Genomic DNA, 12,298 nt, shown 5'->3' on the forward strand with positions numbered 1-12,298 from the left:
AGCCCGTGGCGGTGTCGCGGACGAGCGAGTAGCGTCCGGGCTCGATGACCGACTCCTGGGACACCCTCGCCGATTGGTACACAGCCCTGCTGCGGGCCGGCTCCGCGATGAACGACTTCGCACCGCCCGCCGGGTCGTCGGCGCCTACCTCGCCGAAGGATTCTGGCGCTCGACCAACCCCGAGGCCGTCCGCCGAGTCGGCAACCAACACCTGTCGACGTACCTGACGGCCCTTGTCCGCCACGGTTTCGTCCTGGACGCCATCACCGAGCCGGCCCCGGGCTCCCAACTCGCGGCCGCACAGCCACAGCGAGCCGGGCTGCCGCCACTCCTCGCCGCCCGCGCGCACCGCGGTTGAGCGCGGACCAGTACCAACCGCGCGCCCTCGGCCCCGACGTTCACGAGGGCAGTGGAGTTGGGCCTGTCCAAGGCCGCTCCACCCGCACGCCGTGCCGGCCGGCCGACGGGGCGTCGGTCGGCCAGTGGCGGAGGAGGCTTTCGGCCGTTGTCGGTCGGCGCGTGGTCAGTGGTCGCAGCCTCCGCAGGGGGAGCAGGTGGGGGCGGGTTCGACGCAGATGGTGACGGTGTCGGTGTTGTTCTCGGGGTGGAGGTCGGTCTCGTTGCCGTGGGTGGTGGCGGTGTTGGTGACCGGGCCGGTGGTGGTGGCCTTGGCCTGGAGGGTCAGGGTGGCGGTGCCGCCGATGGGCAGGTTGCCGACGGCCCACGCGCCGGTGCCGGGGTCGTAGCTGCCGATGGTGGCGGTGGCCGAGAGGAAGGCCAGGCCGGTGGGGAGCGGGTCGGTGGCGGTGACGCCGGTGGCGGCGTCGGGGCCGTTGTTGTGCACGGCGATGCGGTAGGTGACGGTCTGTCCGACGGTGACGGTGGTGGCGTCGGCGGACTTGGTGACGCTCAGGTCGGCGGCCGGGAGGACCTGGGTGTCGGCCTCGTTGGAGGTGGCGGTCAGCGGTTGCGGGGTCGGGCCGAGACGGTTCTCGTACGTCGCGGTGGCGGTGTTCGCGACCTGGCCGCCGGCGCTGGCCTCGTGGATGGTGACCCGGTACTCGACGGTGGTGCCGTTAGGGAGGGCGGCGGTGTTGGGCAGGCTGCCGCCCTGGTTCGCGGTCGCGCCGTTGCCCAGGTTGAACGCCACGCGGTTGTTCGGGGCGTCGAAGAAGGCCTGGTCGTCGCCGGTCTGATCGGTCTTCACCCCGGCGCCGGGGCCGTCGACGATCCGCAGTGACCCCGGCAGGTACGTCGTCCCGGCCGGGATGCGGTCGGTCAGGACGAGGTTCTCGGCGTCGCCGCCGCCCTGGTTCCTGGCGACGACGCGGTAGGTGAGCACATCGCCCACCTGGAGCGGCCCCTCCGGGATCGCGTATTTGGTGAGGGTGACGGACGGCGCGGTGCCGAAGAAGATCCCGTCCAGGAAGTTCCCGACCGTCGGGTCGCCGCCGGCGGCGGAGACGGAGCGGAACGCGAACCGGGTGGTGGGCTGCCCCGCCGGGACGGTGTAGGTGCCGGTGTAGAAGCCCCACGCGGTGTTCCCGTCGGTGAACTGGCGCTGCTGAACCACCGCGCCGGGTGCGCCGATGTCCAGCGCCATGGTGTCGTCCCCGAGCCGGCCCCGGTGGAACAGCCGCCAGTACAGGAGCGCACCCGGCGTGGTGGGCAGGTCCTGGTACAGGGTGGAGACCTGATCGGCGTTCAGCTCGGCGAACTGGACACCGTCGGCGGCCGGGACACCGAGGAACCCGGAGTGCCAGACCTCGATCAGGTGGTCGGTGGCGGTGGTCAGCCACCCAGGCACGTGGTTGGAGGCCTGGGGCTGCGAGGCGTCGAGCAGGAGCGCGTTGCCGGCACCGATGGCGGGCTGCTCGAAGCTGCCGTTGACCAGGGCGATGCGGGACGGGACGGGCGTGGTCACAGTCTTCCCCTTCGGGTCGGTGGCGTGAGTGCGGACGGTCGGACCGGAGGTGACGAGGGATCCGGAATCGCCGGCCGAGGAGCCCGCGCAGTCGCGGCCGGGCCCCGCAATTCCCCGGCGAACCGGGAGCGGAGCTGCGGCGGACCGGGCATCCGAGCCTCAGAGTGGCTGATCGTTTCTGTGCGCACCAGGGCGTGGGATTCGTGTGCGGAGCAGGGAAAGTGGCGTCCGCCTCGAACACCCCGGGGCGTGAACGCCCTGGCGCGGACCGGGGCCGGGCGCAGCGCGGCGCGTTCGCGAGCCGGGGGGCGGGGGTGTGGCGTCGCGTCAGGGCTGATGGGGGCGCGGGGTGCCGAACCAGCGGGTCAGGGCGGCCGTCAGGGTGTGCTGGTCGTCGCCTAGCCAGGCCACGTGGCCGTCCGGGCGGAGCAGGACCGCGGGGGTGGGCAAGTCCGGGCAGGGGTCGGTGAGTTGGTCGACGCGGTCGGACCAGGGGGCGGCCGAGAGGTGGCCGGTGCGGTCGAGGAGGAGGCCGCGGGCGGTGTGCAGGTGGGCGTAGAGGCGGCCGGTGGTGAGGGGGATGTCCCGTTGGTGGCGGCCGAGTTGGTCGGGGCCGTCGCCGAAGTCGTAGCGGATGTCCAGGGCCGTGATGATGCCGGTGATGTGGCGGTTGACCTCGGGGAAGTCCATCAGGCGGGTGAACAGGTGGCGCAGGGCGGTCGGGCCCGGGTCGGTGCCGATCATGATGCTCTGGGCGCGGGTGTTGTCCAGGACGGCGGCGCCCACCGGGTGGCGTTCGGCGTGGTAGGTGTCCAACAGGCCGGGCGGGGCCCAGCCGTTGACCTCCGCCGCCAGTTTCCAGCCCAGGTTGAACGCGTCCTGAACGCCGAGGTTGAGGCCCTGGCCGCCGGTCGGCGGGTGGATGTGCGCGGCATCGCCCGCGAGCAGGACCCGGCCCACCCGGTACTGCTCCGCCTGGCGGGTCGCGTTGCCGAAGCGGGACAGCCAACGCGGCGAGTGCACGCCGAAGTCGGTGCCCGCCACCGCACGCAGCTGCTGCCGGAAGTCGTCCAGCGTCGGCGCCGTCCGATCCTCGGACACGCCGTCGGCCGGCACCACCACCCGGTACTGCCCGTCGCCCTCCGGCTGCAGGCCGAACCGCACCTGGGTGCGCCGCACCCGCTCCACCACCTCGGCGATCCGCTCCGGGTCCTCCGCGGCCGACAGCTGCCCCACCAGGGTCTCCACCGTCGCCGCCTCGCCCGGGAACGCCACACCCGCCAGCCGGCGCACCGTGCTGCGACCACCGTCGCAGCCCACCAGCCAGCGCGCCCGCAGCCGCGAGCCGTCCGCCAACTCGACCTCGACACCCTCCTCGTCCTGCGCCAGACCCACCACCTCGCGCCCGCGCCGCAGCTCCACGCCCAACTCCGCGGCGCGCTCCGCCAACAGCCGCTCCGTCACCGGCTGCGGCGTCGCCAGACCGTACGGATGGGCGGTGTCCATGCCCTCCGGCCAGTCCTTCATCACGCCGCCGAACAGGCCGCCGACCCGGTACTCCGGACTCACCGCCCGGAAACGCTCCAACAGACCGCGCTGATCCATCACCTCCACACTGCGCGCATGCAGACCCTGCCCGCGGGACTCCCCGGTCGGAGCCGTCAACCGCTCAAGAACCACCACCTCCACCCCGTGCAGCCGCAACTCGCACGCCAGCATCAGCCCGGTCGGCCCGCCGCCGACCACCAGCACGTCGATCATCAACTCTCCCAAATCGTCCGGCAAGTGAGTTTTCGTCAGATTCGGCGCGTACTTCGCTTCCCGCGCTTCCCCGCCCGTGGTCGGACATTCTGCGACAGCCCGGGGGCCTTGCCGCAAGCCCCCCGTCGCGCTATAGCTTGAGAGTGGCAGGAGCGGCCCGACCGCCCTGCCGTTGCTGTTCCCGGCACCTGTGTTCGAGCCGGCGGCCGGCGCGACGGCGCGCCGCCCCCGGATGCGGCGTGTGCGCGGCGTGTGCGCGGCCGGGAACCGGACAAACCCGTGGCCGAGACCCCGGCAGACCGCCCGCAGCCGCACACCCACGGTGACCGTCCGGATACGATGACGGCACATCAAGTCCGCCGGCGGGGAGCCGGGACGGGCGCGAGCCGGGGAGGGCGGGATGCGCCGAGCCGTGCCGCCGATCCGGCAGTTGCGCGCCGGTCCGAGCGCCGCGAGGGTCGCCACGTTGCTTGCCGCGTTGGTCGCCGCGTTGACGGTGACGCTGGTCGTGGCGCTGCTCCCCGGCCCGGCCGGCGGCGACCGGTCCGCGGACGCCCGCGGGGTAGCGGTCCGGGCGGCCAACAGCGCGAGCAACGCGAGCGTCGCGGGCAGCATGGCGGAGGAGGAGCCGGAGAGCGTCGAACGTGGACGCGGCTCCACAACTCCCGCCCCCGCAGCCCCCGTTCGCCGCGAGGCCCGGCCGTCCGCGGTGGCGAAGCGATCGGCGGTCGGCGCGGCCCCGCGCACGCCGCCCGATACCGCCGGCCGTCAGTCCGCACCGGCCGCACGTCCGGCCGGGCCCGCCGTACTTCAGGTGTTCCGCCACTGAGCCGGAGCCGTCCCGCCCGGCCCCGACACCCCGTCACCGACCGACCACCGTCGCGCCGCACCGTGCCGTATCGCCCCGCACCGTGCCGTATCGCGCCATGCCGCACCGCATCGCCCCGCGCCGCGCAACGTCGCTCCCGCCTGCCCGCGCCCGCCCGCACGCCGGACGGCTGCCGGGCGGACCGGGCGTGCCCCGCGCCACCGGAAGTCCCCGTCACTGCTACGTCCGAGGACCCGCCATGCCCTGGAACCCTGCCCGGGTGCGCGCCGTGCTGCGCACCGATCTGCCCGCCTCGATCACTGTCTTCCTCGTCGCCGTCCCGCTCTGCGTGGGCGTCTCCGTCGCCTCTGGCGCGCCCGCCGAACTCGGCCTGGTCACCGGCATCATCGGCGGCCTGGTGGCCGGCGCGCTGCCCGGCAGCAGCTTGCAGGTCAGCGGGCCCGCCGCCGGGCTGACCGTGCTGGTCCACTCCGCCGTCACCACCTACGGGTTGCCCGCGCTCGGCGTGGTGGTGCTGACCGCCGGGTTGGTGCAGGTGTTGCTCGCGGTGCTGCGCCTGGGGCGCTGGTTCCGGGCCGTCTCCGCCGCGGTGGTGGAGGGGATGCTCACCGGGATCGGCATCGTGCTGATCGCCTCGCAGTCCTATGTGTTGCTGGATCGCAAGGCCGGCGGCGAGGCGCTCGCCAACCTGGCCGGTCTGCCCGTCGCCGCCGTCCGGGCGGTGGACACGGCGGCCGGCGGGGCGTCGCTCGCTGTCGGCGCGGGGGTGGTCGCGGTGCTGGTGCTGTGGAAGTTCGTGCCGCGCCGACTCGCGCTGCTGCCCGGCCCGTTGGTGGCCGTGGTGCTCGCCGCGGCCGCTGTCCGGCTGCTGCACCTTCCGGTGCCGACCGTCCGGGTGGACGGCCTGCTCGACACCCTGCAGCCGCCGGGCGCCGAGCAGTTCGCGCTGCTGGTGCGGCCCGAAGTGTGGGGCACCGTGCTGGCGTTCGCGCTGATCGCGTCCGCCGAGAGCCTGTTCAGCGCGTCCGCAGTCGACCACATGCACGCGGGGCCGCGCACCGCGTACAACCGGGAGTTGCTCGCTCAGGGCGTCGGAAACACGGTGGCGGGGGCGCTCGGCGCGCTGCCGATGACGGCGGTGATCGTCCGCAGCGCCGCCAACGTCCAGGCGGGCGCCCGGACGAAGGCCTCGCGGATCCTGCACGGCGTCTGGCTGCTGCTGTTCGCGCTGGTGCTGCCGGGTCTGCTGCACCTGGTGCCGCTGGCCGCGCTCGCCGGGCTGCTGGTGCACGCGGGCGGCAAACTCGTAGCGCCCCGGGCCCGGTTGAGGATGTGGCGCGCGGATCGCTCCGAGGCGTTCGTGCTGCTCGCCACCGCGATCGGCATCGTCGCCCTCAACCTGCTGGAGGGCGTGGTGATCGGCCTGGTCGCGGCGCTCGCCAAGACGGCCTGGGACGTCACCCACATCCGGCTGCACGTCGAGCAGTCGCCGGACGGCACGGTGGTGCGGGTGCACGGGAACGCCACCTTCGTCAAACTCCCCACCCTGGTCGACCGGTTGGAGGACGTCACCCCGACCGGCCCGGTGGAGCTCGACCTGTCCGCCCTCACCCACCTCGACGCGGCCTGCCGCCAGGCCCTCACCGCCTGGGCCGACCAGCACCGCCGACGCGGCGTCCCCGTCACCGTCACCCCCGGCCCCGAGCTGGTCGGATCGACCTGACGTATCATCAACAGCCGGTGCCCGGCACCGTGGTTGACAGCCCACGGCGCCGGGCATCGGCGCGTTCAGACGCGGCGGACCGGGCGGCCCGCCGTCGCGTTCAGACGGCGGACCGGGTGACCCGCCGGTAGACCAGGAACACCAGGGCGGCCGAGACGGCCAGCAGCAGGCCGCCCTCGACCAGCTGCATCGGGATGAAGTGCGAGTTCGGGTGGTAGGTCGCCCAGGCCTGGGTGGCCTTGTCGCACGCGTCACCGAGGTGGTAGCAGTCGGCCCCGGTCGCCCGCGTCCCGTTCGCCAGCACCGGTCCGTGGTCCACCAACCAGGCCCCGTACGGAATTTGGCCGGGGACGCCGCGCCAGTGGCTGATCTGCCCGCCGAGGTTGCCCGTTGCTTCGGACACCGGAACGAAGTACACCCGGAGCGAGCGGACCAGCAGCTCGGCCCCCAGCACGAGGACGCCGGTCACCAGGATCGACACCACGGTGCGGCGCACCAGTTGACCGACCGCCACGCCGACGGCCAGCGCGAACAGCGACCAGGCGAGCGGCGCCAGGCCGATCGTCGCGTAGGTGAAGCCGGGGAAGAGGTCGTTCCGCCCGAAGTCGAGACGGTTCATGTCGAGCGCGAGCCAGGTGTTCAGCGCGGCGAACAGGCCGATCGCGAGGATCACCAGCGCCGCCGGCGCGGCCAGCCGGGCGGTCAGCCAGCGCGCCGGCGACACCGACTGGGCGCGGATCATCCGCACCGTGCCGCGCTCGTACTCCTGGGCGAGCAGCGGTGCGCCCAGGAACATGCCGACCACCGCGGGCAGCAGGAAGAACGGCCGGTGCATCCAGTCGGCGGTCCAGTTCACCGCGTCGTTGACGTCGGTGATGAAGTGGTCGCAGGCCGGCACACCCCAACCGCCGCCATCGCGGCACTCGCCGTGGTACAGGGAGATTTCGCGCTGGATCTTGAAGTGCAGGAACAGCTGGACGGCGGCCACCAGCAGCATGGCGCCGCCGACGGTCCAGACGGCGAGGCGGTTCTGTCGCCAGGCCAGCCACGCGAGGCCGTGCAGGCGGGAGCGGCGGGCGGGAGTGGGCTCCTTGGCCGGGCCGGAAGCGGTGTCGGGCGAGGTCAGCTGTGCGGTGCTCATGCGGCGGCCTCGCTGGTGGTCGAGAGGCGGTCGCCCGGGGTACCGGCCTCGGCGGGGTTGCGCAGGTGGGCGAGCAGGAGTTCCTCCAGGCGCGGACGCGTGGCGTCCCACGACTCGGACAGGTTCCCGGTCGGCGGGCCGGCCGGGTCGGTGCGGATCAGGCCGGTGGCCTGGCGGCCGGTGACCCGCCATTCGATCACCTTCCCGGCGGGCCGCTCCGCGTCGGCCAGGCCGGCCACCAGCCGGTGCCCGTCCAGGAGTTCGTCCAGGTCGCCGGCCAGCCGGACGCGGCCGGACTGCACCAGCAGGACGTGGTCGACCACCTCCTCCAGCTCGGACATCAGGTGCGAGGAGATCACCACGGTGGTGCCGTGCTCGGCGGCCTGGGCCAGCAGCAGGCCGGTCAGGTCGTGCCGGGCCAGTGGGTCCAGATCGGCGAACGGCTCGTCCAGCAGCAGGAGTTCGGCCCGCTTGCCGAGCGCCATGGCCAGCGCGACCCGGCTGCGCTGGCCGCCGGACAGCCGGCCTACCCGGGCGTCCGGCCGCAACTCGCCGAGCTCGACCACGCGTTGGGCTGTCGCCTGGTCCCAGGACGGGTTCAGCTCGCGGCCCATCCGCAGCGTTTCGGCGACCGTGAACGTCCGGTACAGCGGCTTCTCCTGCGTCACATAGGCCACCTTGGCCCGCAGTTCGGGCGCCGCAGGGCCCGTCACCGACTCGCCGAGCACCCGCAGTTCGCCCTCGGACGGGGCGAACAGCCGTGCCGCCAAGCCGAGCAGTGTGCTCTTGCCCGCCCCGTTCGGCCCGACCACGCCGCAGACCCGGCCGGTCGGCACCGTGAAGTCGCAGTGCCGGACCGCCCATTGATTCCGGCGGTAGGCCCAGCCGAGGTCCTTCGCCTCGAGTGCGAGCGGCGTACTCATCGCTGCTGTCATTCCTCACCCTTGTCCAGTGTCGTCCGCTCCGCCGGGCGGACCCCGGTCGCGAAGCGCTGATCCAGTACGGAGGTCACCAGCGCGCCGATGTCCTCCCGCTCGAGCCCGGCCTTCCGGGCCGCGTCCACCCACGCCGTCAACTGCGCCCGCAGCGGCCCGTCCTCGGCCGTCTCCGGCCGGGACAGCGACCGCAACACGAACGTCCCCAGCCCCGGACGCGGCGCCACCAGCCCCTCCCGCTCCAGCTCCCGGTACGCCTTCAGCACGGTGTTCGCATTGACCGCCGTCCGCTCCACCACCTCCCGCGCCGTCGGCAACCGGTCCCCGGGCTGAAGGGCGCCGAGCCGCAACGCGTGCTTGGTCTGCTGGACGATCTGCTGATACGTCGGCACGCCACCGCGCCGATCCAGGCGGTACTCGATCACGGCACCACCACCCTTTCACTAATTGATTAGTGGAATGGTGGCGGTCGGGCGTGGCCAGGTCAAGTCGCCTGGTGAGAGGCATGTTTGACGCCACCTCGGGTCGGGCGGGGTGAGATGCGCGGGCCGTGGTGGACGTTCCACGAGGTGCCCGGGCTTGCTGCGAACGGCGGGAAAACCGGCGGATCCGGGTGCGGACCCGTGTGACCTGGGCACACGCGCAACCATGGTGCGAATCGGATACACGATGATGACGGAGCAGCGCGGCCCGACCGATCTGGTCGCGGACGTGGTGGGTGCGGAGCGGGCCGGGTTCGACTTCTCGGTGATCAGCGACCACTACTTTCCGTGGCTGGCCGAACAGGGGCATGCCCCGAATGCCTGGGTGGTGCTCGGCGCGGCCGCCCGGGCCACTGACGCGCTGCCGCTGATGACGTACGTGACCTGCCCGACGTTCCGCTACCACCCGGTGGTGGTCGCGCAGCAGGCCGCGACCGTTCAGCTGCTCTCCGGCGGGCGGTTCCGGCTGGGGCTGGGCAGTGGCGAGAACCTCAACGAGCATGTGATGGGCCGGGGTTGGCCCGCCGCGGCGGTGCGGCAGGAGATGCTGGCGGAGGCCGTCGAGATCATTCGGGCGCTGTTCGCCGGGGGGTACGTCACCCATCACGGGCAGCACTTCCAGGTGGACCGCGCGAAACTGTGGGACCTGCCCGAGCCGCCACCGCCGATCGGCGTCGCCGTCTCCGGCCCGGCCTCCTGCGCGCTCGCCGGACGCTTCGCCAACCTGGTGATCGCGGTCCAGCCGGAACGGTCGCTGCTGACCGGGTTCGCCGAGCACGGCGGAGCGGGAAAGCCCGCCGTCGGGCAGATCCCGATCTGCTTCGACCGCGACCGCGACGCCGCCGTCACCCGCGCCCACCAGCAGTTCCGCTGGCTCGGCGGCGGCTGGAAGGTCAACGCCGAACTTCCCGGCCCGGCCGCGTTCGCCGCCGCGAGCCGGTTCGTGCGCCCCGAGGACGTCGCCCGGATCGTCCCCTGCGGCGACCGGACGGAGGACTTCCTCGGCGCCGTCCGCCCGTTCGTGCAGGCCGGGTTCGACGAGCTCGCGCTGATCCAGATCGGCGGCGGGAGCCAACCCGCGTACCTGGACTGGGCGGAGCGCGAGCTGCTGCCCGCGCTCCGCGAACTCTGACGGAACGCCCCGCGCACGCGCCGGCGGAGCGCTCACTCTCGACGGGCCGCCGCACCGCCTGCGGGGCTGACCGCCGAAACGGAGCTGCGCGTCGCGTGGGCGCGCAGCTCGTCCGCGTACGGCGCCCAGTGTTCGCGGGTGAGCAGGTGGCCCGCGCCCGGCATGATGCGCAGGCGGGCTCCCGGGACGGCGGCGGTGAGGGCGCGGGCGGCGGACGGGCGCAGCAGCGGGTCGCGTTCGCCGTGCAGGACGAGGGTCGGTGCGGCGATCCGGGCGAGCGGCCCGCCGGACCACTTCGCGCCGATCTGCCGGCTCTGCGCCTGGGCGTCGCGGAACCCGGCGAGGCCGTGCGCGGCCTCCCGTTCGACGAACTCCCGGACGTCGTCCGGCCCGACGGCGCGTTCGGGAGCGGCGAGGATCCGGGCGAGCGCGACCGCCAGGGCGAGGTTGCCCTCGGGGGTCTCCGGGTGGTGCAGCCGGGCCAGTCGGAGCACCGGCCCCGGGCGGACGTGGCGCAGCGCGCCGAGCGCGCCCGCGTCGCTGGGCACCGCCGCGGAGGAGGTCAGGGTGAGCACCCGCTGCGGGTGCCGGACGGCGACGCGCTGGGCGACCAGCCCGCCCAGCGAGTGCCCGAACAGGTGGGCGCGGGGCCAGCCCAGTGCGTCCAGCACGGCGACGGCGTCGTCCGTCAGGTCCTCGGCCCGGTAGGCGGGCGCGGTGCGGCGCAGCAGTGCGGTGACGGGGTGCCCGGCGGGCGGCGCGGTCACGCGTCCGGACTCGCCGGCGTCGCGCTGGTCGTAGGCGGCCACGTGGAAGCCGCGTGCGACCAGTTCGCGGACCAGGCCGTCCGGCCACCAGAACCGGGTGGTGCCGAGGCCCATCACCAGCAGCAGCGGTTCGCCGCCCGTCCCGCCGAGGTCCTGGTAGGCGATCGGTACCTCGCCGTTGTACGTGTAACGCGTTGTCGTGGTCATCCGCGTCCTCCCCGACTGTTTCGCGCACAGCGTTCGCGAACACCGTACGCGATAGGTAGGCTGGCCGTCACACCCACCCCGGAGGCGCAACGTGACGCAGCGGCAGGACGGCCCGATCTGGCTGCGGCCCGAACAGGCCAGGGCCGGACGCCCGGCCGAACGCAGCCGGGCCGAGATCACCGCGGCGGCCGTCGAACTCGCCGACCGCGAAGGCCTGGACGCCGTCTCGATGCGCCGCGTCGCCACCGCACTCGGCACCGGCGCCGCCTCGCTCTACCGGTACGTCGCCACCCGCGACGAACTCCTCGACCTGATGACCGACAGCGCCGCCGCCGAGTACGACCTCCCCGCGCCCACCGGCGACTGGCCGGCCGACCTGCTCACCGTCGCCCGCCAGGCCCGGCAGATCATGCGCCGCCACCCCTGGCTGCCCGCCCTCGTCATCGGCCGCCCCACGCTCGGCCCGCACGGCGCCGACCTGCTCGAACACGTCCTCGCCGTGCTCGCCGACCACCCCGCCGCCCCGTCCCGTAAGGTCGAGGCGTTCGCCCTGCTCGGCGGCCTCACCGCCCTGTTCGCCCAGAACGAGACGGCCGCCCGCGCCGCCGACGCCGCCCACCGCACCGCCTACCTGCGCCACCTCGCCACCGACGGCGGCCACCCCCGGATCGCCGCCCTCTTCACCACCCCCGGCCCCGCCGCCCCCCACGACCCGTTCGAGGACGTACTCACCCGCGCCCTCGCGGGCGTGCTCGACTGACCGGGCTTCGGTCCGGGTCGGCTCAGCCCGCGGCCGGGCGGCCGGCGAAGGCGTCGACCAGGGCGCGCTCGAACGCGGGCAGGTCGTCCGGCCTGCGGCTGGACACCAGCGTGTTGGGCCCGTCCACGCAGACCACCACCTCCCGGTCCACCCAGGTCGCACCGGCGTTCACCAGGTCCGTGCGAAGGCTCGGCCAGGACGTCAAGGTGCGGCCGCGCACCGCGTCGGCCTCGATCAGCGTCCACGGACCGTGGCAGATCACCGCGACCGGTTTGCCGCGCGCGAAGAAGCCGCTGACGAAGTCCACGGCGTGGCGGTCGGTGCGCAGGAAGTCCGGGTTCGCCACGCCCCCCGGCAGCACCAGCGCGTCGAAGTCGGCGGCCGAGGTGTCCGCGGCGACCGCGTCCACCGGGAAGGCGTCCGCCCGGTCCAGGTGGTGGAACGCCCGGATCCTCCCGGGTTTCGTCGACACCAGCCGGGGCGTGCCGCCGCGGTCCGCGACCGCCTGCCACGGCGAGGTCAGTTCGACCTGCTCCGTTCCTCGGGGTGCCGCCAGAAAGGCGACCACGACCTCGTTCAGCTCGTTCATCTCGACTCTCCGCTCCGCGGTCGATCCGGCCCCCGCGGCGCGTTTCAC

Annotated in this window: 12 protein-coding genes; 5 read left to right on the forward strand and 7 right to left on the reverse strand. The window is 73.8% G+C overall.

All coding sequences use genetic code 11. The features are described from left to right. The first annotated feature begins 73 nt into the window (after positions 1-73). The gene (locus ACGFWJ_RS05565; protein ID WP_392945570.1) at positions 74-358 is read left to right on the forward strand and encodes a hypothetical protein; all 285 of its coding nucleotides are present in this window, start codon (positions 74-76) and stop codon (positions 356-358) included. A 165-nt stretch (positions 359-523) separates the two neighbouring features. Here ACGFWJ_RS05565 and ACGFWJ_RS05570 read toward each other — a convergent pair whose 3' ends face one another. Both ACGFWJ_RS05570 and ACGFWJ_RS05575 read right to left on the reverse strand, forming a co-directional pair. Continuing rightward, positions 524-1,924 (reverse strand): hypothetical protein, encoded by a 1,401-nt coding sequence (locus ACGFWJ_RS05570; RefSeq protein ID WP_392945572.1) that lies wholly within the window; start codon positions 1,922-1,924, stop codon positions 524-526. Between the two features lie 327 nt (positions 1,925-2,251). Further along, positions 2,252-3,685: an FAD-dependent monooxygenase gene (locus tag ACGFWJ_RS05575; protein WP_392945574.1), complete on the reverse strand. Its 1,434-nt coding sequence runs from the start codon at positions 3,683-3,685 to the stop codon at positions 2,252-2,254. A 400-nt stretch (positions 3,686-4,085) separates the two neighbouring features. Between ACGFWJ_RS05575 and ACGFWJ_RS05580 the strand changes: the two genes are divergently transcribed. Both ACGFWJ_RS05580 and ACGFWJ_RS05585 read left to right on the forward strand, forming a co-directional pair. Beyond that, a complete protein-coding gene (locus ACGFWJ_RS05580) occupies positions 4,086-4,514 on the forward strand; it encodes a hypothetical protein (RefSeq protein ID WP_392945576.1) in 429 nt (142 codons plus the stop codon). A 238-nt stretch (positions 4,515-4,752) separates the two neighbouring features. Further along, positions 4,753-6,237 carry a SulP family inorganic anion transporter gene (locus ACGFWJ_RS05585; RefSeq protein WP_392945578.1) on the forward strand — a complete coding sequence of 495 codons (1,485 nt, stop codon included), beginning with the start codon at positions 4,753-4,755 and terminating at the stop codon, positions 6,235-6,237. 100 nt (positions 6,238-6,337) lie between these two features. On the opposite strand, the gene ACGFWJ_RS05590 is transcribed toward ACGFWJ_RS05585, so the two are convergent. The 3 genes from ACGFWJ_RS05590 to ACGFWJ_RS05600 are packed head-to-tail and all read right to left on the reverse strand — an operon-like array spanning position 6,338 to position 8,738. Continuing rightward, positions 6,338-7,378 (reverse strand): hypothetical protein, encoded by a 1,041-nt coding sequence (locus ACGFWJ_RS05590; protein ID WP_392945580.1) that lies wholly within the window; start codon positions 7,376-7,378, stop codon positions 6,338-6,340. Continuing rightward, a complete protein-coding gene (locus ACGFWJ_RS05595; RefSeq protein ID WP_392945582.1) occupies positions 7,375-8,301 on the reverse strand; it encodes an ABC transporter ATP-binding protein in 927 nt (308 codons plus the stop codon). Before ACGFWJ_RS05595 ends, ACGFWJ_RS05590 begins: the two co-directional genes overlap by 4 nt. An 8-nt stretch (positions 8,302-8,309) precedes the next feature. Beyond that, the gene (locus tag ACGFWJ_RS05600) at positions 8,310-8,738 is read right to left on the reverse strand and encodes a GntR family transcriptional regulator (RefSeq protein WP_392945584.1); all 429 of its coding nucleotides are present in this window, start codon (positions 8,736-8,738) and stop codon (positions 8,310-8,312) included. Positions 8,739-8,961: 223 nt separating this feature from the next. Here ACGFWJ_RS05600 and ACGFWJ_RS05605 point away from each other — a divergent pair, with 223 nt between their 5' ends. Continuing rightward, positions 8,962-9,927 carry a TIGR03557 family F420-dependent LLM class oxidoreductase gene (locus ACGFWJ_RS05605; RefSeq protein ID WP_392945586.1) on the forward strand — a complete coding sequence of 322 codons (966 nt, stop codon included), beginning with the start codon at positions 8,962-8,964 and terminating at the stop codon, positions 9,925-9,927. Positions 9,928-9,959: 32 nt separating this feature from the next. Here the strand turns inward: ACGFWJ_RS05605 and ACGFWJ_RS05610 are convergent, their stop codons facing one another. Continuing rightward, entirely contained in the window at positions 9,960-10,901 is a 942-nt protein-coding gene (locus tag ACGFWJ_RS05610) for an alpha/beta fold hydrolase (RefSeq protein ID WP_392945588.1), read from the reverse strand. 91 nt (positions 10,902-10,992) lie between these two features. On the opposite strand from ACGFWJ_RS05610, the gene ACGFWJ_RS05615 reads away from it, so the two are divergent. Then, positions 10,993-11,661, forward strand: a complete 669-nt coding sequence (locus tag ACGFWJ_RS05615) for a TetR/AcrR family transcriptional regulator (protein WP_392945590.1) — start codon at positions 10,993-10,995, stop codon at positions 11,659-11,661. A 22-nt stretch (positions 11,662-11,683) separates the two neighbouring features. On the opposite strand, the gene ACGFWJ_RS05620 is transcribed toward ACGFWJ_RS05615, so the two are convergent. Beyond that, the gene (locus ACGFWJ_RS05620) at positions 11,684-12,250 is read right to left on the reverse strand and encodes a type 1 glutamine amidotransferase domain-containing protein (protein WP_392945592.1); all 567 of its coding nucleotides are present in this window, start codon (positions 12,248-12,250) and stop codon (positions 11,684-11,686) included. Positions 12,251-12,298 lie beyond the last annotated feature (48 nt).

Source organism: Kitasatospora sp. NPDC048407 (genome assembly GCF_043200475.1).
Lineage (GTDB): Bacteria > Actinomycetota > Actinomycetes > Streptomycetales > Streptomycetaceae > Kitasatospora.